This is a genomic window from Streptomyces sp. NPDC046925 (genome assembly GCF_040644915.1).
Taxonomy (GTDB): Bacteria; Actinomycetota; Actinomycetes; order Streptomycetales; family Streptomycetaceae; genus Streptomyces.
Map to the genome: position 1 here is coordinate 199,050 of NZ_JBEYWZ010000013.1, position 24,207 is coordinate 223,256.

The 24,207-nt window shown below is 70.2% G+C and carries 24 protein-coding genes; 7 read left to right on the plus strand and 17 right to left on the minus strand.

Going from position 1 to position 24,207, the window contains the following annotated elements:
- Positions 1–311: 311 nt before the first annotated feature.
- Positions 312–1,082 carry an alpha/beta fold hydrolase gene (locus ABZ906_RS37195; RefSeq protein ID WP_361390311.1) on the plus strand — a complete coding sequence of 257 codons (771 nt, stop codon included), beginning with the start codon at positions 312–314 and terminating at the stop codon, positions 1,080–1,082.
- Complete coding sequence (locus ABZ906_RS37200; protein WP_361390313.1) at positions 1,079–2,008, plus strand: AfsR/SARP family transcriptional regulator; 930 nt, start codon at positions 1,079–1,081, stop codon at positions 2,006–2,008. The genes ABZ906_RS37195 and ABZ906_RS37200 overlap by 4 nt, the downstream gene beginning before the upstream one ends.
- On the opposite strand, the gene ABZ906_RS37205 is transcribed toward ABZ906_RS37200, so the two are convergent.
- The 4 genes from ABZ906_RS37205 to ABZ906_RS37220 all read right to left on the minus strand — a co-directional run bounded on the left by ABZ906_RS37205 (position 2,005) and on the right by ABZ906_RS37220 (position 5,731).
- Positions 2,005–2,331, minus strand: a complete 327-nt coding sequence (locus tag ABZ906_RS37205) for a hypothetical protein (RefSeq protein WP_361390315.1) — start codon at positions 2,329–2,331, stop codon at positions 2,005–2,007. The genes ABZ906_RS37200 and ABZ906_RS37205 overlap by 4 nt on opposite strands.
- Before the next feature lie 253 nt (positions 2,332–2,584).
- The gene (locus tag ABZ906_RS37210) at positions 2,585–3,451 is read right to left on the minus strand and encodes an AfsR/SARP family transcriptional regulator (RefSeq protein ID WP_361390317.1); all 867 of its coding nucleotides are present in this window, start codon (positions 3,449–3,451) and stop codon (positions 2,585–2,587) included.
- Positions 3,452–3,769: 318 nt separating this feature from the next.
- Positions 3,770–4,360 (minus strand): ScbR family autoregulator-binding transcription factor, encoded by a 591-nt coding sequence (locus tag ABZ906_RS37215; RefSeq protein WP_361197506.1) that lies wholly within the window; start codon positions 4,358–4,360, stop codon positions 3,770–3,772.
- Between the two features lie 684 nt (positions 4,361–5,044).
- On the minus strand, positions 5,045–5,731 hold the full coding sequence (locus ABZ906_RS37220; protein WP_361390319.1) for a helix-turn-helix domain-containing protein: 687 nt from the start codon (positions 5,729–5,731) through the stop codon (positions 5,045–5,047).
- A 479-nt stretch (positions 5,732–6,210) separates the two neighbouring features.
- On the opposite strand from ABZ906_RS37220, the gene ABZ906_RS37225 reads away from it, so the two are divergent.
- On the plus strand, positions 6,211–7,191 hold the full coding sequence (locus ABZ906_RS37225) for a ScbA/BarX family gamma-butyrolactone biosynthesis protein (protein ID WP_361197511.1): 981 nt from the start codon (positions 6,211–6,213) through the stop codon (positions 7,189–7,191).
- Between the two features lie 188 nt (positions 7,192–7,379).
- Positions 7,380–8,054 carry a ScbR family autoregulator-binding transcription factor gene (locus ABZ906_RS37230; RefSeq protein ID WP_361197514.1) on the plus strand — a complete coding sequence of 225 codons (675 nt, stop codon included), beginning with the start codon at positions 7,380–7,382 and terminating at the stop codon, positions 8,052–8,054.
- On the opposite strand, the gene ABZ906_RS37235 is transcribed toward ABZ906_RS37230, so the two are convergent.
- Positions 7,997–9,553, minus strand: a complete 1,557-nt coding sequence (locus ABZ906_RS37235; RefSeq protein ID WP_361390321.1) for an FAD-dependent monooxygenase — start codon at positions 9,551–9,553, stop codon at positions 7,997–7,999. The two genes, ABZ906_RS37230 and ABZ906_RS37235, sit on opposite strands and share 58 nt — an antisense overlap.
- Before the next feature lie 231 nt (positions 9,554–9,784).
- Between ABZ906_RS37235 and ABZ906_RS37240 the strand changes: the two genes are divergently transcribed.
- Positions 9,785–10,756, plus strand: a complete 972-nt coding sequence (locus ABZ906_RS37240; RefSeq protein WP_361390323.1) for a ScbA/BarX family gamma-butyrolactone biosynthesis protein — start codon at positions 9,785–9,787, stop codon at positions 10,754–10,756.
- Positions 10,757–10,769: 13 nt separating this feature from the next.
- Here ABZ906_RS37240 and ABZ906_RS37245 read toward each other — a convergent pair whose 3' ends face one another.
- The 7 genes from ABZ906_RS37245 to ABZ906_RS37275 form a co-directional block, all read right to left on the minus strand.
- Entirely contained in the window at positions 10,770–11,171 is a 402-nt protein-coding gene (locus ABZ906_RS37245) for a DUF6009 family protein (RefSeq protein WP_361197522.1), read from the minus strand.
- Positions 11,168–12,718 (minus strand): phage/plasmid primase, P4 family, encoded by a 1,551-nt coding sequence (locus ABZ906_RS37250; RefSeq protein ID WP_361197525.1) that lies wholly within the window; start codon positions 12,716–12,718, stop codon positions 11,168–11,170. Before ABZ906_RS37250 ends, ABZ906_RS37245 begins: the two co-directional genes overlap by 4 nt.
- Entirely contained in the window at positions 12,715–13,869 is a 1,155-nt protein-coding gene (locus ABZ906_RS37255) for a bifunctional DNA primase/polymerase (RefSeq protein ID WP_361390325.1), read from the minus strand. Before ABZ906_RS37255 ends, ABZ906_RS37250 begins: the two co-directional genes overlap by 4 nt.
- Positions 13,870–14,444: 575 nt before the next feature.
- Positions 14,445–15,008 carry a hypothetical protein gene (locus ABZ906_RS37260; protein WP_361390327.1) on the minus strand — a complete coding sequence of 188 codons (564 nt, stop codon included), beginning with the start codon at positions 15,006–15,008 and terminating at the stop codon, positions 14,445–14,447.
- Complete coding sequence (locus tag ABZ906_RS37265) at positions 15,008–17,302, minus strand: DnaB-like helicase C-terminal domain-containing protein (protein ID WP_361390329.1); 2,295 nt, start codon at positions 17,300–17,302, stop codon at positions 15,008–15,010. Before ABZ906_RS37265 ends, ABZ906_RS37260 begins: the two co-directional genes overlap by 1 nt.
- 13 nt (positions 17,303–17,315) lie before the next feature.
- A complete protein-coding gene (locus ABZ906_RS37270) occupies positions 17,316–17,564 on the minus strand; it encodes a hypothetical protein (RefSeq protein ID WP_361197537.1) in 249 nt (82 codons plus the stop codon).
- A gap of 101 nt (positions 17,565–17,665) precedes the next feature.
- Positions 17,666–18,508, minus strand: coding sequence for a TioE family transcriptional regulator (locus tag ABZ906_RS37275; RefSeq protein ID WP_361390331.1), 843 nt, complete (start codon positions 18,506–18,508; stop codon positions 17,666–17,668).
- Between the two features lie 70 nt (positions 18,509–18,578).
- Between ABZ906_RS37275 and ABZ906_RS37280 the strand changes: the two genes are divergently transcribed.
- Positions 18,579–19,832: an erythromycin esterase family protein gene (locus tag ABZ906_RS37280; protein ID WP_361390333.1), complete on the plus strand. Its 1,254-nt coding sequence runs from the start codon at positions 18,579–18,581 to the stop codon at positions 19,830–19,832.
- Positions 19,833–19,850: 18 nt separating this feature from the next.
- Here the strand turns inward: ABZ906_RS37280 and ABZ906_RS37285 are convergent, their stop codons facing one another.
- A complete protein-coding gene (locus ABZ906_RS37285) occupies positions 19,851–20,417 on the minus strand; it encodes a type 1 glutamine amidotransferase domain-containing protein (RefSeq protein ID WP_361390335.1) in 567 nt (188 codons plus the stop codon).
- Between the two features lie 60 nt (positions 20,418–20,477).
- A complete protein-coding gene (locus tag ABZ906_RS37290) occupies positions 20,478–21,038 on the minus strand; it encodes a DNA starvation/stationary phase protection protein (RefSeq protein WP_361197548.1) in 561 nt (186 codons plus the stop codon).
- Between the two features lie 213 nt (positions 21,039–21,251).
- On the opposite strand from ABZ906_RS37290, the gene ABZ906_RS37295 reads away from it, so the two are divergent.
- A complete protein-coding gene (locus tag ABZ906_RS37295; protein WP_361390337.1) occupies positions 21,252–21,497 on the plus strand; it encodes a DUF6479 family protein in 246 nt (81 codons plus the stop codon).
- 72 nt (positions 21,498–21,569) lie between these two features.
- Here the strand turns inward: ABZ906_RS37295 and ABZ906_RS37300 are convergent, their stop codons facing one another.
- The 3 genes from ABZ906_RS37300 to ABZ906_RS37310 all read right to left on the minus strand — a co-directional run bounded on the left by ABZ906_RS37300 (position 21,570) and on the right by ABZ906_RS37310 (position 24,131).
- Positions 21,570–22,103, minus strand: coding sequence for a hypothetical protein (locus ABZ906_RS37300; RefSeq protein WP_361390339.1), 534 nt, complete (start codon positions 22,101–22,103; stop codon positions 21,570–21,572).
- 220 nt (positions 22,104–22,323) lie between these two features.
- Positions 22,324–23,100, minus strand: a complete 777-nt coding sequence (locus ABZ906_RS37305; protein WP_361390341.1) for an ABC transporter permease — start codon at positions 23,098–23,100, stop codon at positions 22,324–22,326.
- Positions 23,097–24,131, minus strand: coding sequence for an ATP-binding cassette domain-containing protein (locus ABZ906_RS37310; RefSeq protein WP_361390343.1), 1,035 nt, complete (start codon positions 24,129–24,131; stop codon positions 23,097–23,099). The genes ABZ906_RS37305 and ABZ906_RS37310 overlap by 4 nt, the downstream gene beginning before the upstream one ends.
- Positions 24,132–24,207 lie beyond the last annotated feature (76 nt).

Consider the following 24,207-nt stretch of genomic DNA (forward strand, 5'->3'; position numbering starts at 1 on the left):
CCGTACCCATCGAGTGGTGGCCGTGCCGTTGACCCATCGATTGGCGGCCTTGGTCCTTGGCACGTTAGACCTGCTTTCGGCCGTTGCCCCCGCGGCTCCCCCATACCTGGACCCGCTCTCAAGCAGGTCTCAATGGGCGGTAGTCCGGGCGTAGACGACAAGACTTGAGAATGCGTGCAGAGCGGTTCAAAGCCCGCTCGTGCGAGCGCCCGTACGGGCCGGGCCGCGGCTACCGTGCGAATTCCCTGCCCCCGATCCGGGACCGCTGGTCATCGGGCCGGACGGCGGAGTGTCTCGTCGATGGAGTCGCCATGCTGAAGGCGGAAGAGCTGAAGGCGGAAGAGCTGGAGCTGCGTCTGTTCGTGTTCCACCACTCCGGTGGTTCACAACTGTCGTACCGCGACTGGCCGGCCTGTTTCCCGGCCGGCTGGGACGTACGGATACCCGACGCGCCAGGCCGCGGACCACGCGACAGACGCCCGGCACTGTCGGACGCGGGCGCCCTGCTCGACCACTACCTCGACGAGCTGGACGACGGACTCACCGGCGACTTCGCGTTCTTCGGGCACAGCATGGGCGGGCTCATTGCGTACGAACTCACCCGTCGGCTCGTGGACATGGACCGCACGCCGCCGGTCTGGCTCGGTGTGTCCGCGCACGGCACGCTGCGCCCCGAGGGGAACGGCATGCGCCGGCATCTGCTGTCCGACGCGGAGCTGCGCGCGGAGCTCTCGGCGATGGGCGGAACGCCGTCCTCGGTCCTGGCCCACCCGGAGCTGTGGGACCTGATCGCGCCGACGGTCCGCGCGGACCTGCGCATCAGCGAGACCTGGCGCACGGCGCCCCTCACCCAGCCGCTGCCGGTGCCCCTCTCGACGTTCGGCGGCACGCGGGACCAGGTGGCGCCCCCGCACCGCATGGAGGGCTGGTCGGCCGTTTCGGACCACTTCCTGGGCCGGCACCTGTTCGAGGGCGGCCACTTCTACTTCCAGGACCGGCTTCCGGCGGTCGCCGAGCGGATCCAGGACGACGTACGAAAAGCCCTGCTCCTGGCCCGGGCGCCGTCCGCGGTCACGCCATGACCGTCCTCGACCTCGCCGCGCCCGCTCCGGTGCGCGGCGAGGTGACCGAGTTCCGGCTGCTCGGCCCGGTGGTCGTGCACGACGGGGAGACCGGGGCGGGCATCGTGCCGCCGGGCCCCAAGCAGCGGGCGCTGCTCGCCACTCTGGTCATCCACGCGGGCGAACTCCTCTCCGTGGACCGCCTGGTGGAGGAGCTGTGGGGCGATCAGCCCCCGGCCAACGCTCCCAACGCGCTGCAGGCCCACGTCGCCCGCCTGCGCCGGCTGCTGCCCGCGCCGGGCCACGAGTGGATCAGCACCCTGCCCTCCGGGTATCTGCTGACCCTGGGCCAGGCATCCACCGACGTGGCGCGCTTCACGCGGCTGTCCGGGCAGGGCAGGGCCGCGGTGCCGGACGACCCGCAGTACGCGGCCGAACTCCTGGGCCACGCCCTTTCGTTGTGGCAGGGACCGGCCTTGCAGGACAGCCGTCGCGGCCCCATCTGCACGGCCGAGGCGGACCGCCTGGAGGAGCAGCGCCTGATCACCCTGGAGTCGCTGTACGAGGCGAGCCTGAGCTGCGGCAGATACGCCGAGGTGGTCTCCGGCCTTGAGCGTCTCACCGCCGACCATCCACTGCGCGAGCGCTTCTACGACCTGCTGATGGTCGCCCTGTACCGGGGCGGCCGCCAGGCGGAGGCCCTGGGGGTCTACGAACGCGCGCGCCGCAACCTGATCACGGTCCTCGGCGTGGAACCGGGCCCGGCACTGCGCGCCCGCATGGAGGCGGTCCTCAACCAGTCCCCCGCCCTGACGCCGCCAGGCCCGCACAACCTGGACCTGGCATCGGAGCTCGCGCAACTGCGCTCCCGCGTCGAGCAACTGGTGAGGGACCAGGAGGACTTACTGCGGCGGGCGAACGCAGCGGCGGAGTCGCGGACGGTCTAGTCGCGGACGGTCTGGTCGCGGACGCTCGAGTTGGGAGCGCCCTTCAGGCACGCGGGCTTCGCGTGCTTGAAGGGGACACCGAGGCTCTCAAGCCGCGTGCGGCAGATGTCGAGGGAGTACGCCGAACCCTCACCGTCCTCCGCGATCGAGCACGCGTCCGCGGCCTTGCCGCCGACCGGCACGCTGTATCCCTTGGCCCGCAGATACTGCTGGCAGTCCCACGACCATGCCTGGGCCGGACTCGCGACCACAAGGGGCAGCGCACCGGCCATGACCACACCGCTTGCCGCCACTGCTGCTCGCCGCATCCACTTGCTGCGCATTTCGCGTCCTTTCGGTATCCGCTGGTTCCCGGCGCCCGGGCGTGCGTCCGAGTGCCGGGGCCGAGCCTCACCGATCACCAAGACGTCAAACACGGCAGGCGAACAGGGATGCGGGGACGCATGTGGAGACGCATGGCCGACAGGATGTGGAGACGCACGGCAAAACGCCCCGCCCTACCCGAAGTGGCCGAAGGCCTCTCGGGGTTGGGCGGGGCGATGACTGTCGGTGTGCCGGGGACGCCGGTCGCGGGCATCAGCCGACGCGGGCGAGTCGATCCCGTGCACCGGCGTTCACGGCCTCGGACCGTGCGCCGTGGGGAGTGGGCTCGGAGGTCTTGAGGATGGCCTGCTGCAGGCGGCGCAGTTCGGGCGAGGGCTCAAGACCCAGGTCGCGTACCAGGGCCTGGCGCAGGCGCTGATAGACGCTCAGCGCCTCACCCCGCCGCCCCGAACGATAAAGGGCCAGCATGAACTGGCCGTGCAGATTCTCATGCGTGCGATACCGGCTCACCAACACCGTCAACTCACCCAGCAGTTCGCGGTGCCGCCCCAGCCGCAGGTCGGCCTCGATGCGCTGGTACAGCGCACACAGCCGCGTCTCCTCCAACCGGCGCACCTCCATCTCCAACTGCACACCCGCCCGCACATCCGCCAGCGCCGACCCGCTCCACAGCGCAAGCGCCTCCCGCAGCAGCCGGGCCGCCCCCGCGAAGTCCTCGCCGTCCATCGCCCGATAACCCATCCCCGCCAGGCGCTCGAACTCCACCACATCACTGGACCCGCCACCACCGCGCAGCACATAACCGCCCGGCGCCGTCACCAGCACATCCTTCGCCGACACACCAGCCTCAGCACCCGACGCATCCCCCGCGCCCTGCGCACCCTGCTCCAGCGCCGCACCGATCAACTCACGCAACTGCAGGATGTAGGTCTGCAACGTCGTCCGCGCCGACCGCGGCGGACGCTCCCCCCACAACTCCTCCACCAACAACCCCACCGGCACCACACGATCCACATGCAGAGCCAGCAACGCCAGCACCTTCCGAGGCTTCGGCGCCGTAGGCATCACAGCAACCCCACCCACCCGCACACCCAACGGACCCAGAACATCAATATCCATCACGCTAAATCCCCTGTTCGTGAGTGGCCTGCATCCCGTGCTGATCCCGTGCTCACTTAGTAAAAAACCAGCAGTCCGGTTTGTCAATACCAGACCGCTCATGCTGTTTCCACAACCTCCCACCCGATCCTCGAGCGCGCCTAAAGCCGTGAGGGATTCGCCGTGGATCACGAAAACCCCCTCGTCACAGGGGTACGAGAGGGTGTGTGTAGCGAGCCGACGGCCGCAGTCCGACGGCCCTCAAGGGGCTCAGTAGCTCCGAAGCAGCTCCGGAAGACGTGAAAAAACAGCCGCCAAAGTCGGTTTACTCGTGGGGTTTCAGACCGCTTCGCCCGTCAACTGCGGCAGTACGAGCTCCCAGAACGCATCGATCCGCTGCCCCGAAAGCCACCCGCGGTCCCTGCCGCCGAGCACCTCGAAGCCCACGGTGGCCGCGACGATGGCCGGGGCGACCCGCTCCGGAGTCACACCGGCCGCGAGCGTGCCCTCGCGCTCGGCGCGCTCGAGCATGTCCTCGACCCACTCCTGCCAGTAGCGCCGCACATCGGCCGTCGCCCCGAGCGCGGGCTCACCCCCCAGCTCGAAGCCCGCCCGCACCACGACGTCCTCCGCGAGGCGGTTCATCAGACCGTGCGTCGCGTCGACAAGACCCCGGAGCGCGCCGCCCCGCTCACCATCGGCCGGCACGTCCTCGGTGATCGTCCGCAGTCTGCGCGCCGCCTCTTCCTCCACCGCCCGGGCCAGCTCCCGCTTTGTCTCAAAGTGGAAGTGCAGCGCCCCGTTGCTGACCCCCGTCCGCCGGCTGATGTGGGCGAGCGAGGCGGCCGCGTACCCCTCGCGCGCGAACACCTCCGCGGCGGACTGGATCAGAGATTGACGGGTCCGGACCGCCCGCTCCTGCTTGGCCATCGCTCACCTCTCCAACACGACCTGCCTCCGACGCGGCCAGGCCGACATTCACGGACTCATGACGTCGCCAGGCCCCCTGCGACGCGCGACCGAGGCCGTGCACTGCAAAGAACATGCCGCACTTTCGCCGTAATCGAGAAAACAAACCGGTGGGTTGGTTTTGTCGAGTCCTTAACGGCAGTAGCTGTGCGGGGTCCAGTCGGCAAGGTATCGCAGCCTGCCCGCACCGGGTCCGCCGGGGCGTCGGCCGAAGCCAACGACGCCCCCGGGACCTGAGGTTACGCCCAGGATCGAGCGGCCAACACCCCTCCTTCGAGTGCCGGGGATCATGACTGGCGCAAAATGCATCGCGCGACCACCCTCGCCACAGCACCCGGCACGAGCCGATCGCCACCTTCACGCCCAGCAAATAAACCGCCACGCTGGTTTGTTATCAGTACGGTGAACTGAGCCTCTCCGTTGCTTTCCTTGCATGAAGCATGCAACGCACCGCACTCACCCGCGCCTCCCTCGCCCTCCTCGGACACAGACACGGACATAAGCACAGCCGCGGCCCCGACGAACGAACGGACCGACAGGCGGACAGACGCGGGGCACAGAGACGTACAGGCGGACCTACAGGCGGACGCGCAGGGGACGTATGGGCGTACGAACAGCAGCCGCCAGCGACCCGCCCCCGAGCCGTCAGCGACCCGCCCCCGAGCCGGCGGCGGCCAGCTCCCCGCGGCCCGGATCAGCCGCGAGGCCGGGCAGCAACAGGAGCCAGAACCAGGTGAGGGGATCGGGCGAGAGCCACTGCTCGTCGTACGCCCCGAGGACCTCGATACCGACCGTGCCCGCGACCACGGCGACAGCCGCGCTCCGCGCCGAGACACCCGGCGCGAGGGCGCCCCGCGCCTCGGCCGCGGCCAGCGCTTCCTGCACCCACTCGCGCCAGGTGTCCCGCAGGTCTTCGCCCACCACCGCGCGCTCCCGCACCCCGCACAGGTCGAACCCCGCCCGCAGCACCACGTCGCTGCCCAGAGCCCGTACGAAGGCATGCGTGACGTCGATCAGTCGTTGCAGCTCACGCCCCTGCGAGGGCTCGTCCGCCCGCGTACCGCTCCCGCCGTCCGTCCCCGCGTCATCACCGACACCGACACCGACGCCGCCGCCGACGATCCGGGCGAGCCGCTCCGCGGCGGACGCAGCGACCGCGTCCGCGAGGTCCGCCTTGGTGGCGAAGTGGAAGTACAGGGCGCCGTTGCTCACCTTGGCCTTGGCGGTGACCGTCGCGAGCGAGGTCGCCTCGAAGCCGTCCCGGTGGAAGAGCTCGGCGGCCGCCTCGATGAGCGCGGCCCGGGTCCGGACCGCGCGTTCCTGTTTGGTCATCAGGGCTCCGTTGATGCGCAGGGCTGCTGGCTGCCGCCGCGCTCGTACGCACGCAGGCCCCGAGATCATCCGGCTCCCGGCTTGAGCACCGCTCAAGGCACCCCAGTGAGCGCCTACAGCACCACCGCACGAATCCCGGTCATCGGCCGCGCGATGGACGGCAGTTGACCGCCGCGCGGGCGCATGGACCCAAACAGTGCCCGGCCGGACGCGCCGGCCGCCCGAACGGGCGTGATCATGGCCCGCAGCAGGGAGTTCGGGCAGAAATCGGACTTGGGGGTCACGTTCAAGTCAGCCCGCAGTAGATTGAGCCCGGAGTTATCGCCCGTTCTGCCCGAGAGGTCGGAACGGAAGCCTCCATTTCTCGCCACCGAGCATTCCCCCGATGACTGTAGAAATAAAACCGGGTGGTCTGTATGTTGAGACCCGCGAGGCGCCCCATCCGGCGCACTCTCCAGACGCGAATCCGGGGGATCAACATGTCCACGAACACGTTCCGCCCCGCAGAAGACACCCTGCACCGGATGCCTGCCGTCCGGACACCGAAAGGATGGCAGCCCGCGGTCCGGCCGCAGGCCCAGCTCACCACCACGGTTCCGAAGGAGCTCGTGCACCGTGCCGCCCTCGCCGAGGTGCTGCTCACCGGCCAGGAGCGCTACGACGACGCCCGGTTCGGCGTCACGGCGCAGTGGCCCCGCTGCCACAGCTTCTACGCGCCGGTGGCGGGAAACCACGACCCCCTCCTGGCTGCAGAAACGATCAGGCAGGTCGGATTCCTTCTCCCGCACACCCAGTTCGGCGTCCCGATCGGCCACCAGTTCCTCATGCGCACCTTCGCGATGTCGGTGGAGCCCGAGCACCTGCACGTCGGCCACGCACCCGCGGACCTCGACATCGAGGTGACGTTCAGCGACGTGCGCATGCGCCGTGAGGCACACTCCGGAGCCCGCTACGACGCGGTGATCCGCCGGGACGGCGAGACCGTCGCCACCGGCTGCTTCACCTATACGTGCATCACGCCCCCGGCCTACCGCAGGCTGCGCGGCAACCAGGGCCACCTGCAGATTCCGCTGACCGCGCCGGTACCGCCGCAGAGCGTGGGCCGCATGTCGCCGACCGATGTGGTGCTCTCCCCCATCGGCGCCGACAACCGGTGGCAGCTGCGCGTCGACACCCGCCACCCCGTGCTCTTCGACCACCCGGTCGACCACGTGCCGGGGATGCTCCTGATCGAGGCCGCGCGGCAGGCGACGACGGCGGTCCTCGGCCACTCCTCGGACGTCATTCCCGTCGGGGTCGACTCCGAGCACTTCCGCTACGTCGAGCTGGACGCGCCGTGCTTCATCGAGGCCGTACGGCTGCCGGCGGACTCGCGCGGCGAAAGAGTCCAGGTCATCGGCGAGCAGGACGGCCAGGAGATGTTCCGCACGACCATCACCGCCGTCCCCGCCACGCTGTAGAGCGCCGTCAACTCAGCGCCCCGCACGGCCCGTTGACCCCGGCATACGCCCGGAGTACGCGTCGGCACGGGCTCGATCACGCCCCCGTCTCTGCCGTCGCTCCCCCGAAGACGCTAAGATACGAACCTGACGGTTTTTTTCTATGGTGCCTCCCACGGTTCCATGATCTCTCGGAGGCGGTGGATTACATGGCAAAGCAAGACCGCGCGATTCGCACACAACGGACGATCCTGGTCGCTGCAGCCTCGGTTTTCGAGGAACGCGGATTCCAGGCGGCCACCATCACGGACATCCTCAGCGCCGCAGGCGTCACCAAGGGCGCGCTGTACTTCCACTTCCAGTCCAAAGAGGACCTGGCGTACGGCGTGATGGAGGCCCAGGGGCGCCACATGGGCACCGTCCCGTCCCGCTCCTGCAAGACGCAGGAGGTCGTCGACACGGTCCTCCTGCAGACCTACCGCCTCCAGGAGGACCCGATGGTCCGGGCCGGCGTCCGCCTGGCCATGGACCAGCACGCGACGGAGCTCGACCGCGGCACGTCCTTCCAGGACTGGGGCAAGGGCATGGCCGCCCTCCTCGAGCAGGCCAAGGAGCAGGGCGAGCTGCTGCCCCACATCGTGCCGTCGGACACCGCCGAACTCCTGGTGGGCGCCTACGCCGGCGTCCAGTCGATGTCACAGGCCGTCAGCAGCTACGCGGACCTGAACCACCGGACCTCGGTGCTCCTTCGCCACATCATGCCGAACGTGGTGCTGTCCTCCGTGCTCACCACGATCGACATGACGCCCGAGCGCGGCGCGGTGATCTACGCCGAGGTCCAGGCCCTGGAGGACGAGGCCGAACTGGCGGACTCCCGCGCCTGAGCGGTCCTCGCGGGCGCCAGCCAGTCAAGGAGCGGCGCCTCGATGTCACCGGCGGTGTCCGAGGCCCAGGCGACATAGCCGTCGGGGCGCAGGAGCAGGGCGGCCCCGGGCAGCCCTGCCACCGGCTCCGCCCGTACGACGCGCAGGACGTGCCGCAGGTCGTGGAGCAGGTCGTGCGGCACGCCGGAGACGGGCCCGGCCCCCTCGGACGCGAACCGCACCAGGAGCATGCGCCCGTCCCGCAGCAGCCGGATGACGTCGACCGGTCCGTCGTCCGTGGTCAGTTCGCGGTTGCCGAGGAACCGCCCCTCCCACGCCGAGGGCCGTCCGGTCCGCGTCGGCAGCACGGTGTCCTGCCCGCTGACCATCAGTCCGAGCCGCGCCAGTTCCGCACCGGCGTCCGCCGCGCCCGCCGCCAGCTCGTCGAGCGATCCGGGCGTCCTGCCCGGCCGCATCAGCTCCACCTGCGTACGGACCTGGTCCAGGAGCCGCTCGGCGGCCGGTCTGCGTTCGGCGTCGTAGGAGTCGAGCAGTCCCGGCGCGGCAGCGCCCCGCACGGTGAAGGCGAGCTTCCAGCCCAGGTTGAGCGCGTCGAGCAGTCCCGTGCTCAGTCCCTGGGCGCCGACAGGGAAGTGCAGGTGGGCGGCGTCTCCCACCAGGAGGACGCGCCCCGACCGGTAGGTGCGCGCGAGGCGCGAGAAGTCGCTGAAGCGGCTCAGCCAGTGCGGTTCGTCCATGTCGATGTCGCGGCCCATGATCCGTGACGTCTCGCGGCGGAACTCGTCGAGTCCGAGCGGGAGTCGGTGGTCGGCGGGCGCGTTGAGGCAGTCGGCCACCCGCAGGTGCAGCCGCCCCTCGGCGGTCCGCTTGGCCACGACCCAGCCCAGCGGCGTCCGGTGCCACCCGGGCTCGGGCGCCTCGGGGCCGTCGCAGCGGACGACTCCGACCATGGCCGCCACCGTCGGCGGGGTCGTGTCCGACGGTATTCGGCCAAGTGTGCGCACCGTGCTGCGGGCCCCGTCGGCCCCGACGACGTAGGCGGCCTCGAACTCGGTCTGTCCGCCGGGGTGTTCGGCGCTCACCGTCAGGCCGTCGTCGCGCCGGTCGAGTCCGGTCACGCGGTGGCGGCGCAGCACCTGCGCGCCCGCGGCCAGCGCCCGCTCTTCGAAGAGCCGCTCGAGTGCGGCCTGCGGCCGCTTGAACAGCGGGTCCGGCTCGGCCGCGGGCGCGGTGAGCTCCAGGCCCCACACTCCCGCGAAGTGGAAGGGAGTGCTGCTGGTCCCTTCGCTCAACGGCAGTGCGGGAGCGGGCAGATGGCCCCTGCGTGCGAGAACCTGTGCGGTGCGGGCGTGCAGGGTGGTGGCCCTGGGGCGCTCGGCCACCTCGGCCTGTTCTTCGAGGACCACCGTCCGTACGCCGTAGCCGGCGAGTTCGGCGGCGAGCAGCAGCCCGACGGGGCCCCCGCCGACGATCACCACATCTGTGCGGACATACGCCATCGCGGTCGCTCCCCCTGGCCGGAAAACATGGATATCCTCGAACCGGAGCGAAAATATACCGGGTGGATGGTTGTTTTCCCGGTTCTGCCGCAGATCTCTTTCGGCCAATGCGTAAACCAGCCCCATTGGCAGTGACTTCGGGGTTGAAAACGAAACCGGTGGGTCCGTATCTTACGTACACGTGCTCGATCGCATGGGCGTTCTTCGGGGGGAGAAGTCTGCATGAATGTGATGACTTCAGGTGATGCGGCGCAGGATGCGGCCGGCCCGGTCGAGGAAGGACACACTGCCTCGGGCCCCGGCGCACCGCCCCGGACCACGACGGTGCCGAGCGAGTACGTGCACCGCTCGTCGATGGCCGAAGTCTTTCTGACCAGTTCTCGCAGGACGAGCGAGACCCGCTTCACGCTCACCGGCCAGTGGCCGCGGGCGCACGCCTTCTTCAACGGCCCCGACGGGCGGCACGACCCGCTCCTCACCGCGGAGACGATGAAGCAGGTCGCCCTGTATCTCGCGCACGCCGAGCTGGGCGTGCCGCTGGGCCATCACTTCATGCCGTGCGACCTGTCGTTCACCATCGCCCCGGACGAGCTCGCCATCGGCGCGGTGCCCAGCGACCTCACCATCGAGGCGGACGGCGCCGACCTCATGCGCAAGGGCAGCCGCCTGGTGGAGTTCGGCCTCGACCTCACCATCCGGCGCAGCGGCCGAGTCCTTGCCACCGGCACCGTGCGCTTCGTCTGCCTCTCCCCCGGCGCCTATCACCGGCTGCGCGGCGCGACCCCGCAGCCCCTGCCCGCCCGGCGCCCCTCGGAGGTGACCCCCTCCGCCTTCGGCCGCGGCCTGCCGCGGGACGTGGTCCTCGCGGCGAGCGACCACCCCGGCCGCTGGCGGCTCGACCCGGACCCGGACCACCCGGTCCTCTTCGACATCGGCGACGACCACATACCGTCGATGGTGCTCCTGGAGGCCGCACGCCAGGCGACCTGCGGGCTGCTCGCCGCCGACCGCACGCTGACCCTGACGGGCATGTCCACGGAGTTCCACAGCTACGCCGAGTTCGGCCGCCCCTGCTGGATCGAGGCCGCTCCCCTCCTCGCACAGGACTCCGACTCCATGAGCGTCCTGATCACCGGCAGCCAGGACGGCCGCCGGGTCTTCGGCGCACAGGTCAGCGGAACCGTGACGCGACGCGAGGACTGACCGCCCTACCCGGTCACAGCGGCAGCGTGATCCCCATCTCCCGCATCGCGCGCGACGGCGGCCCGCCCTCCGAGCGCTCCGTCTTGTAGCCCTTGCTGCTCGGCGCCAGGGTCCGCGGATCAACCGCCTCCGCCGGCGCCGAACTCGCGTACAGACCGCCCGGATCGGAGTCCCTGTCGTGCGGCAGGAGCCAGAACACCCGGCGCCGGAAGGTCCCCGAGGACCGGGACGACTTGGCCTGCGGGCCGAGCAGCGCATACCCGACCATCCGTCCGTCACGGTGGTAGGCGGGCCTGCCGCGCCGGGTGGGCAGCCGGTCGAGGCTCTGGCGTACGTAATCCAGGGCGTCGATGTCCTCGAGCCAAACGAGTTCGGCCTCGTGGGAGATCTCGTCCTCTGCGATGAGGGCGCTCATGCTGTCTCCTCGTCGGCGAGCGTGGTCAGCAGTCCGATGCCCGGGTAGTACTTGCGCTGGTTGGAAAGGATCATTTCTTTCGGCGACTCAAGTCCCACTGCCTCGCGAACCCGGGCGGCAAACGCCCTGGACGAGACTGCGGGAGCGCCCTCATTGTGGCACCAGGCCCGGTAAGCGGCGTACAGCTGCGCTTGTTCCGCTCTTAATTCCGGGTGGAGCGCGCAGGATTCACCGATGAAACGCCCGGTGTGATCCTCGGTCTCGGCGTACGCCGTCGTCGCGATGCGCACCCGTTCGGGTCCGGCGAGGTCCTTCTCGCCGCGCAGATAGCGACGGGCGCCGTCGATCAGCCAGTTGAGGATGCCGGGTCCCTCCTCGGTGACCAGGATGTCGGCGAGGTTGTCGACCTTGCGTTCGTCGGAGACGACCCGCTCGAAGGGGATCAGCCGCATCCGCCGCCAGAACGCGAAGCCGCCGCTGCCGACTTCGGGCCGGTGGTTGCCGAGCAGCCAGAGCTTGTGGGTGGGTTCGAAGGAGAAGAAGTCCTGCCGCATCCGCCGCGCCTTGATCCGGTCGCCGCCGGTCAGGAGCTTCACCCGGGCCTCGTCGAACTTGTCGCCCGGCTTGACCTCGCTGCACACGATGACCCGGCGGCCGTGGAGTTCCGCGAGGTCGGTGGGGTGGCCCTCGTACGGGCGGGCCATCAGGAAGCCCGGCGGCGCGGCGTCGGCGTAGTCGCCGAGCAGCTTCATCAGTACGTCGAGGAGTACCGACTTGCCGTTCTTGCCGGAGCCGAAGAGGAACGGCATGACCTGCCCGCCGACGTCTCCGGTGACGGAGTAGCCGAGCAGCACGTGCAGGAAGTCGATCATCTCGGCGCCCTCGGGCCCGTCGCCGAAGGTGTCGGCGAGGAACCGCATCCAGCGCGGCGTGGGCGTGGGCCGCGGCGGCAGCGAGGTGGCGCGGGAGTGGAAGTCCCTGCCGGGCTGCGCCTTGCGCAGCACGCCGGTACGCAGATCGACGATGCCCGCCGGGGTGCACAGGGTGTACGGATCGGCGTCCAGGAGCGCCGCGTTGAGCACCATGCCGGGGGCCGATTTGGCCTGGCTCAGCATGGCGTTCATGCCGCTGGTGGACAGGGCGCGGCGGCGGTGCTGGAGCAGGGCGGAGGCGGAGTGGATGCCGCGCGGATCGTCGCCGGCGATGGCCTCGGCGAGGTCGCCGGCGGCCCACAGCACGGTGTCGTCCTCGTCGATCTGCCAGCGGTTGCCGTCCCAGCGGTACCAGCCGAGGCCCGGTACGTGCCGGTAGTCGTCCGCGTACAGCTTCACGAACAGCTTGGCGTTGCCGCGGTCGGTGAGCGTGTCCGGCAGCAGGCCCTGGGGCACGGCGATGTCGGCGGGCGTCTCACCGCGCTGCTGGGGCACTTGTACGGGCTGTATCGGCTGTACGGGTGCCTGCGGGGACTGGGCGTCGGCGAGGATCTGCACGGCCACCGCCTCCGCGTCGAAGTTGAAGAGGGGTATGTCCTCGGGGGTGTCGTTCAACGCCGCCCCCCGAGGGCGAGGGGACGCCGTTCGCCCGCCTGCAGGCCGCTGCGGATGATGGATTCGCAGCGCCGGTCCTGGCCGGGGCGTACCTCGGCGGCGAGTTCGGTCAGGGTCCGCTCGGCCTCGTCGCGCGAGAGGTGTCCGGCCGCGACGAGTCCGCCCGCGGTGTAGGCGGCGCGGTTGAGCTTCTCGGAGAACGCGGCGCCCTGCGGCACGGCGGCGCAGGCGGCCACCTCGGACAGGACCTTGTCCAGGGCCTTCGACGCACCCTGGCGGCCGCCACCGGCGGCGGCGACGGCCTGGCGGGCCCTGGGCGGCGGGACGGCGGCGCTCAGGGCCGTTCCGCGGGCCGGGGCGAGGTGCCCGGTGCGCTCGAGCTCGGCGGCCAGCCAGTCGGGCAGCAGGGCGGGCTCACGGGCGGCGCCGACGGGCGTATAGGTGCCGTCGGGGGTGTGGGTGCCGGGCGCGACGATGTAGCCGCCGTGGGCCCGGATGTCGACCTGCCAGGCCAGGGCGCGGCCGCTGCCGGAGCCCGTGGAGGACTGCCAGCGGTGGCCGGGGTGGGCGCGGTACCAGACGTGCAGGCCGCCGGAGGGGGTGCGCACGCGCAGGGTGTCCGTGTCCTCGGCGGGGCTCCGGGCACCGCGCAGGGCGGCGAGCACCCCGAGGGTGTGGAAGCCGTCGGCGAGCCCGGTGAGGTCGATGCCCTCGGCGATGATGATGCCCGGCAGGAGACGCGAGCGGTCGGGCAGCGGCTGTGCGTGCGCGTCGATGTCGACGACGACAAGGCCCGCGGGACCGCAGGCGACACCGACTCCCGGGGACCGGCCCTCGCCCGTCCCCCACCAGCGCTCGATACGGACCGGATCGAGCGTGGCGGCACGGAAGCCGTGGCACCAGCGCCCCTCCGGCAGACAGGAACAGCCCTCGTGGGTATGGCCGGGAGCCCGGCAGGCCTCGCAGTTGCCCGCGGGTGTTTTGCGCCCGGCGGCCAGGGGATGAACCGGCCAACCTTGGCCCGCGCACCACTTGGCGGTCGCCAACGACCGGCCGGAGTTCGACCGTCTGCCGGACGCCGACCATCCGCTGGTCGGCGTCCGTCCGCTGAGCGACTGTTCGCTGCGTGAAACTCGCAGCTCAGCAGTCATGTATTTCCCCCGTCAGCGACTGAAGCGACTCAATGACGAAAACAGGTTAGCGAAACTGGTCTGAAAATTCGTGCGGTTGGGGAGGGTGTGACGATCACCGGACATACAGCGACCGAAGCCTGACCGCAGCGACCGGACCACTCTTCGGTCGCTATCTGCCCCCGCACAGAAAATCCCAGGTCAGAGACCATACGCAACAAGAATCAGCGACTGAAGCGACTCAAGTCCCCTATATATGAAGCACACGCGCACACACGCACACGCGCGAATGTATCGACATACCCGGACCTTCGGTCGCTTCAGTCGCTGTCTGCCTCCGAGCAACCCGCTGACCAGCAGGTTTCCCCGAGACTGAAGCAGCGACCGAGAGACGCTTCGGTCGCTCGGCTTCAGTCGCTGCCCGAAGCGCCGCTCTCGAGCGGGCCTTGAGCGCCCGTGGAGCACGCGGCCCGGCCGACCGGTTCATTCCGGCCGCTCCCGTGACGATTCCGAAGGCGGGTCGCTTGAGTCGCTTCGGTCGCCGGCCCTGAGCCGTCAACGGCGTCGTCGGCTCAGGGCTGTCGTGTCCAGGGCTGTCAGGTGATGACGTACCTGCCGCCGGGAAAGTCCCAGCCGTCCGTGCCTTCGCCGATGTCGTCGCAGATGACGAAGTCGATGAAGTCGTCCTCGAACGCGGCGTCGCTGAGCTCTCCCTCGCGCCACATCCCCTCGATGGAGGTCCAGTGGCCGTTGCGTCCGTCGATGCGCAGGGGCGCGCTGCCGCCTGCCCCGCGATCGCGTTCGTCGTCCCCGGTCCTGACGACGCCGCGGATCTCGAACTGGTGGTCCTTGAAGGCCTGTGGGACCGGGTCGGGCGGGGTGGTCGCGGCGGCTTCGTAGGCCCGGGCGATGACATCGCGGTAGCTGCGCCGGACGTTGTACTCGTCGTCGGCCAGCCACTTCATCAGGGTGGCGTGCGTGACGTGGAGACCGGCCTCCTCCAGGGCCGCGTAGCCGCGGTGGGTCTGGGTGAGGTGGACGAGCCGGGCATGCCAGGTCCTGGCCCGGTAGGACGCCAGGCGCCCCTTGGGCTTGACCCCGAAGGCCGCCAGCAGGCTGTTGAGGGCCGCGCCCAGCGTGTTTCCCTGCCCGCGGGGCATCAGGCGTCACTCCCCTGCACGGCCTGCTGCGACTGCCCGTCAGCCTCCGCCTGGTCCGCCTCTGCCGGGTCAGCCTGCTCGAACTTGACCTTGACTTCGCCGAATCCGGTGCCGACCTTGTACTTCGCGGGCGCGCTGCCGTCGGTCCAGAACACGGCCTCGTCGACGTTCCGCAGGGCGATGAGGGAGTGGCCGTCCTGGACGGCCCCCCAGGCGACGACCCAGTGGCGTACGGAAGCCTCGGCGACCATGCTCAGGCGCCAGTCCGGGCGCCAGAAGGGGGAGTTCACGCGCTCGCCCTTGGGCCACAGCAGACGCAAGGCGATCGACAGGCGCCGCTTGTACTCGATGTACGGTTCCCCGCCCGCCTCGACCAGCTCGGTACGGGTCTGCTTCGCCTCCTGGTAGAAGGGCTTGAGGAGCGAGTTGTTGGCCCGCCCCGTCCAGGAGTCGTGGATGCGCAGGGGGTCGGTGAGGTGCCCCTGCCGGATCAGCTTCTCCAGGATCTCCATGTGGGGGGTGGTCACCCACACGCGGCCCTCGTTGTCGGGGCGGTCGGCGAGGCGTCCCAGCGGGTGGGGCATGTTCAGGTGCTCCCAGGCGGGCAGGTCGATCTGGAAGAGGCCCGCCTGCCCCTCCTTGCCCGTGGCGCGCTGCTCCAGGGGGCCGGTGTGCTTGAGCTTGTTCGGGGCCAGGGTGACGGCGGAACAGGCCGAGGGGTACGAGCCGTTGCGGTCGATCGTGCAGAACTGGCCGGGGCCGAACTGGTCGGGCACGATCAGCTGACGGCGCTTGCCGCCGCGCAGCCGCACGGTCTCCACCTCGGGGTGCACCCAGCGCGGCTCACCGTCCATGATCTCGTTGCACAGCGTCCACGGCTCGGCGTCGCGGTCGCTCTTGCCGATCACCGGGATCGGGTGCATCTTCGACCGGTTCACGGCCTCCTTCAGCAGCCGCAGCGCCGGGAAGACCGCGTCCTCGGGCTCGTCGTCCTCATCACCGGGCCGCAGAGGCGGCAGGTCCTGCTCCTGGCCCCCCTCCTGCTCCTGTACCGGCTGCCCCTCCTGCTCCTGCTCCTGGTTCTGCTCCTGACCCGGCGTTCGCTCCTCCGCGGGCTGCTGACGGTCCGCGTCGGGCTCCTCCTCCGGAGCGCTCGCGGCCGTCTGCGGGCCCTCGGCGCGATGGGCCGCGGCGAAGGCGTCCAGCGCGGCGCGCAGCCGCTGTCCCTCCGGGCTGCCGGGGAGGACGAGACCGGCGGCGGAGGCCAGGGAGGCCGTGTAGGCCCGCAGGTTGGGCAGTTCCTCGTCCGCTCCCTTGTTCACCACGTCGCGGTGGTCGGACAAGAGCTGGAGGGCGTCGGATGGCAGCCCCCTGACGGCACCGGACGTGAAGGCCAGAGCGGCGTCGACCAGTTCGCGCTCGGTCTCGGGGAGGCTGACGGCGGCGGGCGCGGGCGTCGTTGCGGGCGCGGGAGTCACGGAGACGGGCGGCGCCGGTGCAGGCACCGCGGGCCCGTCGGCGAACCGGGCCATGTCGAGGTCGGCCCGGAGCCGGACGGTGGCCCGCCCGAAGTCGCGCTCCACGACGCTGACATCGGCGATCCCGGAATCATCGGCGGGTGCCAGGACAAGGCTCACGTCGGCGTCCAGGCCGCGCACGGCGTCGGAGTCATCGGTGTTGAGGACGGCAAGGACCGGAACCGACAGCTGCCGGGCCAGGTGCGTCAGGGTGCGTACGGCGGGCGGCACCTGGTCGCCGGAGAGCGGGATGTGCGGCTCGGCGCCCTGATGCAGGCGGTCCACGACGATGAGCGCCAGGCTGTCGACGTAGGGCGCGGTCTCGGCGATGGCCTCGGCGGTCAGTCCGGCGCCGTCGTCGAAGAACAGCGGGGCCTGGCCGAGGCGCCCGGCCACCGCCTCGGTGGCTTCGCGTTCGGGAGCGGTGAGCGATCCGGAGCGCAGCTTGCGCAGGTCGACCCCGGCTTCGGCGGCGATGATCCAGCGGGTGACGATCTCCTTCGTGAGCCCCGCGGCCGCGTAGAGGACCTGGCGCCCTTCGACGAGTGCCGTGTGACGTGCCGCGGCCAGGGCGAGGAGGCTGCCGCCCGCGCCGGGGGCCGCGGCCACCAGGGTCAACTGGCCCGCCTGCAGGCCGCCGGTGGCCGCGTCCAGGTCGCGGAGCCCGAAGGAGTGCCGCGGTGCGGCGGGCGCGAGGACGTCGCCGACCATCTCGCCCAGGGAGGCCAGTTTCCTGGGCGCGGGGCGGGTGGAGGCCATCTCGTCGAAGTCGCTCACCGGGGCGGTCCGTTCAGATGTAGGTGACGGGGTTACGGGACAGGTGCGGGCTTGGCGTCGGCCGGCCGACACGCGGATCGCCGAGCAGGAGCTCGCCTTCGAGGGCGTAACGATCGCCGTGCTTGCTGATTCCGGTGATCTTCGCGACCGCGAGAACGGTTCCTGACGTATTGATGATCTGCACCTCGTCCTGGGAGAGGGCCCGGTCGGCGTTGAACTTCCAGATCCCGCGCCCGACTTCCCAGACCTCGGCCTCACTCATGCCGGAGCGCCATCCAAGAGTGACCCGCCCCAGCCGGTCCCCCGCGTCAGCGACACGCTCGGCCCCGATCTGGATCTGCAGCACCCGGCGCACCCCTCCAGTTACTTCATAACTTGTTGCGAAGTTACCACGGGGTGCCGTGGCGACAGCCACCGGCAGCTACCAGTGCACTCGGAGTCATCCGGGAGCCCGCTCGCGGAGGTACGCAGGTACGCCTCCAGTTCCGCGGCCCCCTTCAACATGGCCCGCCCGCGAGCCGACAGCCGGCCGTGCCAGTCGGACAGCGTGGCCTCCAGCGGCTCCAGACCGCCTGCCGTCCGCACCCGGGCGATCAGTGGGGCGATCTGCTCGAGGAGGTAGCCGCCCCGCCGCAGTTGGTGGGCCAGCCGGGCATCCCGTACGTCGGCTTCGTCGTAGACGCGGTAGCCGGTCTGCCGATCGCGGCCCGGGCGCACCAGCCCGGCGTGCTCCCACTTGCGCAGCGTCGCGGGCCGGATCCCGAGCTGGTCCGCCAACGGCCCGATGAAGGTGCCGCCGGGCCCGGGCCCTCCGGCTTGCTCGGCTCCCGCTCCCAAGGACTCCAGGTCCCGCAGGGCGCTCTCCACCGCCCGGAGGGTCCGCCGGTCGTCGAGGAGCTGGGCGTGGCTCTCGTCGATGAGGCGGAACGCCTCGTCGAGCGCACCCGCGGCCCGATCGTGCACGGCCCGCATGATCGACGTCGCCGTCTGATGGCCGTGCCCCGGCACCAGGGCGAGGAACGCGCGCAGTGCCCCCGCGTGCAGCGCGGTGTAGGTGCGGTAGCCGTGGGCTGTGCGGTCGGCCGCAGGGAGGATGCCGTCCGCCTCGTAGTTCCGGATCGCCTGCGTGGACAGCCCGTGCTCGCGCGCCAGATCAACCGGCCTGAGCCGACCGACCCGACCCACGCTTTGAGGGTTGCTCCCCATCCACTCCCCCATATCGCCGCCATCATCGCGCAAAAGTTTCAACCGAAGGTTCAACGATAGCGTTTAAGGCATGGCTACTACCGACACCGCAGGCATCAAGAACATGACCCACCCCGTCGAGGCCACCGCCCTCATGAGGCTGCTCCCCGCCCGCCCCCGGCTGCTCGCCCTGGGCGAGCCCACCCACGGCGAGGACGCTCTGCTCGACCTGCGCAACGACCTCTTCCGGCAGCTGGTCGAGCGGGAGGGCTGCCGGACGATCGCGATCGAGAGCGACTGCATGATGGGCCTGGTCGTCGACGACTACGTGACCGAGGGCAAAGGCACGCTCGACGACGTCATGGAGCGGGGAATCAGCCACGGCTGGGGCGCCTCGGCCGCCAACCGCGAACTCGTACGCTGGATGCGCGCCCACAACGTCCGCGCCGAGACCGCCGGCCGCCCCGCATCCGACCGGCTCCGCTTCGCCGGCTTCGACGGCCCGCTGGAAATCACCCACGCCGCGAGCCCCCGCCAGGCCCTCACCGCACTCCACGGCTACCTCGCGGCCCGCGTGGACGCGGACCTGCTCCCCTGCACCGCGGACACCCTCGACCGCCTGCTCGGCGCCGACGAACGGTGGACCGACCCCGCCGCGATGATGGACCCGTCCCAGTCCACGGGACAGTCGGCCGAGGCTGGACAACTGCGGCTGCTCGCCGACGATCTGGCGGCACTGCTCGACGAACAGACACCGCACCTGCTCGCGACGACGTCACGGGACGAATGGCACCGGGCGCGCCTGTACAGCCGTACCGCGACCGGCCTGCTGCGCTACCACCACTGGATGGCCGACACCTCACCCGCCCGCATGGCCAGGCTGCTCGGCGTCCGGGACCAGATGATGGCCCACAACCTCCTCGCCCTCGCCGAAGCCGCGCAACTCACCGAACGCGGCCCGACACTCACACTCGTCCACGCCCAGAACTCCCACCTCCAGCGGGAGAAGAGCACGATGCAGATGTGGCAAGGCCCGGTGGCATGGTGGAGCGCGGGTGCGCTGGTCAGCGCCCGGCTCGGCGAGGAGTACGCCTTCGTGGCCACCGCCCTCGGCACGATCCGCCACCAAGGCGTGGACGCGCCACCGCCGGACACCCTCGAAGGTCTCCTGTACGAGCTCCCGCAGGACCCCTGCGCCATCGCCGCCCCACGCCTTGCCGCCGCCCTCGCCGACATACGGCCCGGGCTCCGCGTATCCCCGTGGTTCGGCTACGCCCCGCTCGACCCCGCCCACCTGGCGCACACCGACGGCCTCGTGTTCGTCAAGGACGTCCCGCAGAGTTAATGCCGCCCCGCGCCGGGCTCAGGAGCCGACAAGCGCCTTCTTGATCGCACCGACGAAGTCGTCGAGATCCTTCGGGTCCCGTGACGTGACCAGGGTGTAGCCGTTGGCGTCGTCGCTCACGACAGATTCGTCCACCCAGCTCTTGGCGCCCGCGTTGCGGACGTCGGTGCGTACGGAGATGTACGAGGTCAGCGTCTTGCCGCTCAGCACATCGGCCTCCACCAGGGCCCAGGGCCCGTGGCAGATCGCGGCGATCGGACGCCCCGAGTCCGCGAACGCCTTGATCGTCTCGAGGGCCTTGGACTCCAGTCGGAGATTGTCGGCGTTGATGGTGCCGCCGGGGATCACGAGCAGCTGGTGCCCGCCGGGATCCACCGCGTCGAGCGTGGTGGTGGGCTCCACCGTCTCGCCGGGGTCCCGGTCGCCCACCAGCGTCTGGACGGGGTCGGAGCTGACGGCCGCGACGGTGACGTCCGCGCCGTCCTCCCGCAGCCGCCGGACCGGCACCAGCAACTCGTCCTGCTCGACTCCGTAGTTGGTGACGAGTACGAGTACCCGGTGACCGTTGAGCGGCTTGTCCGACATGGCTTTGCGCCTTTCTCTCGTATGGGTGGCGTGTGGGAAGGTCCGGCCGGTTCGGCGATGTCAGCTTTCGTTGGACTGCTTGGCGGCTTCCGTCTCGGTGGAGGCGCCGGCCGTGGCGAGGGTGCCGCCCGCGGTCTCCAGGTGCGCCCGCACGAACCACTGGAACTGCTCCAGGTCGCGCAGCTGGCCGATCAGCAGGTCCTCGGTGGCCGCGTCGATGCCGCCCACCGTCTTGATCGCGGCGCGCAGGTCCTGGAGCAGGCCGGTGTAGACGAGGTCGAGCGCGCCGAGGTGGGCGATGGCGTCGTCACGGCCGACGCTGTAGTCCTTCCAGGTGCGCTCGTCGACCAGCGCGCCCGGCGTGCCGTGGGCGATGCCGCCCAGGGCCGCGAGCCGCTCGGCGACGTCGTCGGCCATGTCGCGGACACGGTCGACCTGCGGGTCGAGCATCTCGTGTACGGCGATGAAGTGCGGGCCCACCACATTCCAGTGGACGTGCTTGAGCGTGAGGTGCAGATCGTTGAGCGAGTGCAGTCGCAACTGAAGGATTTCGATGACGCGGCCCGCGTCCTGCACGGTGATGCCGGGAACGGTGTAACGGGGGGTTGCCTCGGAAGCCACAGCTATGTCTCCTGTCTCGTACGGGTTTGCCCCATCCCGGTAACCCGTGATCGACATACGAAACCCCCGCGGCCACATCCGGGCCGGACTGCGGCACGTACGGTGGCCCGCTGATTCCAGCTAAGGGGCTGTCGGCCGGGGGCGCCACCCAGGGAACTTCCGTTCGCTCTGCAAATCGTGCAGGTCCTGCCAGTGATCGGGTACCCGGCCGGAATGCACACTCACAGCCATACCGTCCTGGCCGCGTCTACGGGCACCTCGCTGATCATGGTCGTCATCGGCGTCGTCGTGGTCCTCGGCCTGCTCGCCATGTTCGTCTCCGGACGGCGCCGCGCCGCACGCCGCACCCAGCGCAGCACCCCCGCCCCCGGCGTCGGCCATGTCAGCGGCGAGGCCCAGCACGGCACCACCTGGCAGACCCCCGACGACGACACCGACCATGGCCACCCGCACCGCTGACAGAAGAACCGCTGGCAGACGAACTGCTGACCGGCGACCGGACCGCGACCGGACGGCTCCCGGCACGCACCTTCAGGAAGCGAGCGTGACCTCGACCGACTCCGACCGACTGATCAAGCCTCCCTGAGCCGCCCCGGCGACCGCGTGCCGCCGGGGCGGCTGTTGCGGCTTCTGCGTCTGTGCGTGGTTGCGTGCGAAGACGACCAGGCGCAGGACGGCGAAGCGGGCGACTCCGGCGAGTGCCGATGCGGAGAGGTAGACGACCTGTTCCAGGACCGCGCCGGGCGTGGCCACCAGCTGCTGCAGGAGCAGCATCGCCAGGCAGGTCACGGCGTACGCGGCGGCCGCCGATCCGGCGGACTGCGCGTGCTGGCGCCGGGTCGCGTGCCGGCCCGCGCCAAAGGTGAAGCGGGCATGCAGTTCGGTGGCGAGCAGCGTGGAGACCACGGTGATCGCCGCGTTGGCCAGGCTCCACGGCATCCAGGCGGCCAGGGCGGTAATGGCGAAGCTGGAGGCGATCCCCACCCCGCCGCCGCAGAGCGCGAAGCGGGCGAAGGCAAGGAAAGCGCCGGGCGCCGTCTGCTGTTGACTCCGCGCTGTCTCCATCGCTCCCACCCCTTTTAACCGACCCGTTTTGACCGTGGCGCCATCATGGCACACTCATGGCGCCATAGCGAGCCATTAATGGCTCCAACTGTGGCGCCACGGTGGCTCGCCAAGGTCGTTCACGCCCCCGGGCGCAGAAACCACCGGGGCCGACCGCGAGAGGCGGTCGGCCCTGTGAGGTCATGCGGCCTTGTGGCCTTGTACTCCCGTGCCCTTGTGGCTACTTCGCGTCGCGGTTGTAGACCGCCTTGGACCAGCGGTAGCCGAGCACCGTCAGGGCCAGGCACCAGGCGAGGGCCAGCCAGCCGTTGTTGCCGATCTCGGTGCCGAGAAGGAGTCCGCGCAGGGTCTCGATGGCGGGCGTGAAGGGCTGGTACTCGGCGATCGGCTGGAACCAGCCCGGCATCGCGTCGACCGGGACGAAGGTGCTGGAAATCAGCGGCAGGAAGATCAGCGGCAGCGCGTTGTTGCTGGCCGCCTCGGCGGTCGGGCTGACCATGCCCATCCCGACCGCGATCCAGGTGAGCGCCAGGGCGAACACCGTGAGCAGCCCGAAAGCCGCCAGCCACTCAAGAGCCGTGGCGTCCACGGACCGGAAGCCGATCGCGACGCCGACCGCACCCACGAGAACCACGCTGACGATCGACTGCAGCACGCTGCCCACGACGTGCCCGATGAGCACCGACCCACGGTGGATGGCCATCGTCCGGAAGCGGGCGATGATGCCCTCGCTCATGTCGGTGGAGACCGAGACCGCGGTGCCGATGGTGGTGGAACCGATGGTCATCAGCACAAGGCCGGGCACGATGTACGCGATATAGGCGTCGCGTCCGGCGCCGCCGCTCATGGTGTCGCCGAAGATGTAGACGAACAGCAGCAACAGCATGATCGGCGTGAGCAGCAGGTTCAGCGTCAGCGATGGATAGCGCCTGGCGTGCAGGAGGTTGCGGCGCAGCATCGTGTTCGAGTCGCGGACCGCGAGGGACAGGAAGCTCATCGGACGGTCTCCTTGGACTGGTTGACCTGGTTGGACTGGTTGGACTGGTTGGGGACGTTGGCCGGGCCGGTCAGGGCGAAGAAGACGTCGTCGAGGTCGGGGGTGTGCACGGTCAGCTCGTCGGCCTCGATGCCCTCGGAGTCCAGCCAGTCGAGAATGGCGCGCAGCTCGCGCTGGGTGCCGTCGCTGGGGATCTGCAGCGAGAGGGACTCGTCGTCGCGCGTGACTTCCCCGAGGGCGAGGGCGGCCGATTCGTACGCGGCGGGGTCGGCGAAGCGCAGCCGTACATGCCCACCGGGGATGAGGCGCTTCAGCTCATCGGCCGTGCCTTCGGCGGCGATCTTGCCGTCGTTCAATACGGCGATGCGGTCGGCGAGTTCGTCGGCTTCTTCGAGGTACTGGGTGGTGAGGAAGACGGTGACGCCGCCGTTGACGAGTTCGCGGATGATGCCCCACATGTTGTGGCGGGAGCGGGGGTCCAGGCCGGTGGTGGGTTCGTCGAGGAAGATGATGCGGGGGTTGCCGACCAGGGTCATGGCGATGTCCAGGCGGCGCTTCATGCCGCCGGAGTAGCTGGAGGCGGGCTTCTTGGAGGCCTCCACCAGGTCGAAGCGCTCGAGGAGTTCGGCGGTGATGCGCCGCCCCTCCTGCTTGGAGAGGTGGTGCAGGTCGGCCATGAGGAGCATGTTCTCCTCGCCGGTGATCAGGCCGTCGACGGCGGAGAACTGCCCGGTGACACCGATCGCGGCACGTACGGCCTGCGCACCGGACGCCAGGTCGTGACCGCCCACCCGGATCTCGCCGGAGGCGGGATCCGGGGAGATGAGGGTGGAGAGGATCTTCACGGCGGTGGTCTTGCCGGCGCCGTTCGGGCCGAGCAGAGCGAAGATCGAGCCCGCCGGGATGTGCAGATCGATGCCGTCGAGCACGACCTTGTCGCCGTACGACTTCCGCAAGTCCACGGCGGAGACGGCGGTCGGAGACCCATGACCGGCGACCTGATTGGACGTGGACATGTCAGAAGAAGGCATGAGGCCCTCCATTCGAAGGCTGAAGAAGACCGGAGAAGGCTGGAGAAGATTGCGGAAGGCTGAAGCGGGGGCGTAG